Below are 1,402 nucleotides of genomic sequence, written 5' to 3' on the forward strand. Positions count from 1 at the left end.
GCATCAGGTGCGCCGAAGGCGTCACTTGGATGCGCTTGTTAAGCGCCTGATTGCTTGTTCTGACATGATGATGGTAGAACTTCTCTATCTATGTCAGTCTTGTTTTCAGCAGGTGCATCCATGCCTGCCACAGGTTGATCATAGCCACACAGCCAAGATATAGGACTTGTTGGGCTCCCTATTACAACTGCTGGCCTAAATGTTAACGTTTTGTCTTGAAAAATTGCAGATGCCTTGTTACCAAGACGAACATGTATTGCTCCATTTTCAATAGTTACACCAGTGATTCTATTTCCTATCAAAAGGTTTTCTTCTGGTATACCAAGTTCGTGATTATTCTTTGGGAAAGATAAGTTTTCTTTATAGTAGTGTGTGATTTTATCTTTGAAGTTTGTAGCCATACTTAATGCATCAACCATTTCACTTCTTTGAATGTATTTCTGGTATTGAGGCATTGCTACAGATGCGAGTATACCTATGATGGAAACTACAACCATGAGTTCGAGGAGTGTAAATCCATTTTCAATTTTATTCATCACACTGACCCCATTGAAAATATTGGTTGATATGCGCTATTCAAGAAGAAGTAAATAGAAAAGACAATAGCCATTCCTGAAATTACTAATATGGTTGTGTTAAAGGTATCAAGTTTATTCTGTAAGTCTGATTTTTCATTAGACAAGATAAAACTTATCTCTTTCGCCAACCTTACTTCGCTATTGATCGTACTAAGATGCTCGTTTAAAAGATTTAGATTCTTTTTCTCTTCAATAGGAAAGGAGATTATATCTATAATCTTCCCATAAGATTTTTTTATCTTTCTCGGAATCAATATTTTATAGGTTAATGATTTGTCTGGATCTAATATTGTTTTTGATATTAAAGTGCTCACATAACCAGATAGGAATGATAGTGACAAAATTGATACTGTTAAAAATGTTATAAGCCCCCAGTTTGAGTTGTACCAAATCACATCATTAGGAATAGGGAAATCTAGCGTTTCATACATCCCCAAAAATGCAGGCATTACTTTCATCTTGTATATGAACGACATTAATAGGTACATTAGAGTCAAGTACCCTATGTATAATTGTATCCTTCTATTTTTCTGCGGTACGCAAGTTGATGCATCAAAATCCAAGCGGCTGTAGATTTCTATAGCATTATGGAGAATATTTTTATTTTCTAGAGCCAAAGCATTAGAAACTAATTTTTCTTGAAGAGAGTTATGTTTCTCATTAACTCCATACAAGTTTAGATACTTACTCCTCTGAGATTTCCTAATAGCCTCATAAGGGGATTCTTTCTGTTCTATGAGACTATTAGCTTCTCTAAAAATGAAGTGGAATCTACTCCATGACATTTCATACTCCAATGTTGATGTTTGGTAGCGCTTAACGCC

2 protein-coding genes are annotated in these 1,402 nt (G+C 35.3%); both read right to left on the reverse strand.

All coding sequences use genetic code 11. The features are described 5' to 3' along the window. Positions 1–38: 38 nt before the first annotated feature. Positions 39–536, reverse strand: a complete 498-nt coding sequence (locus ACY2RQ_RS19340) for a pilin (RefSeq protein WP_490114649.1) — start codon at positions 534–536, stop codon at positions 39–41. Continuing rightward, a partial coding sequence (locus ACY2RQ_RS19345) for a hypothetical protein (RefSeq protein ID WP_490114650.1) occupies positions 536–1,402 on the reverse strand: 867 nt, incomplete at its 5' end. The genes ACY2RQ_RS19345 and ACY2RQ_RS19340, both read right to left, overlap by 1 nt.

It is taken from the genome of Parendozoicomonas sp. 209JJ7-1 (assembly GCF_058147085.1).

Coding starts and splice junctions, on each gene's coding strand:
- ACY2RQ_RS19340 (WP_490114649.1), bottom strand. CDS start 536: ATGAATAAAATTGAAAATGGATTTACACTCCTCGAACTCATGGTTGTA.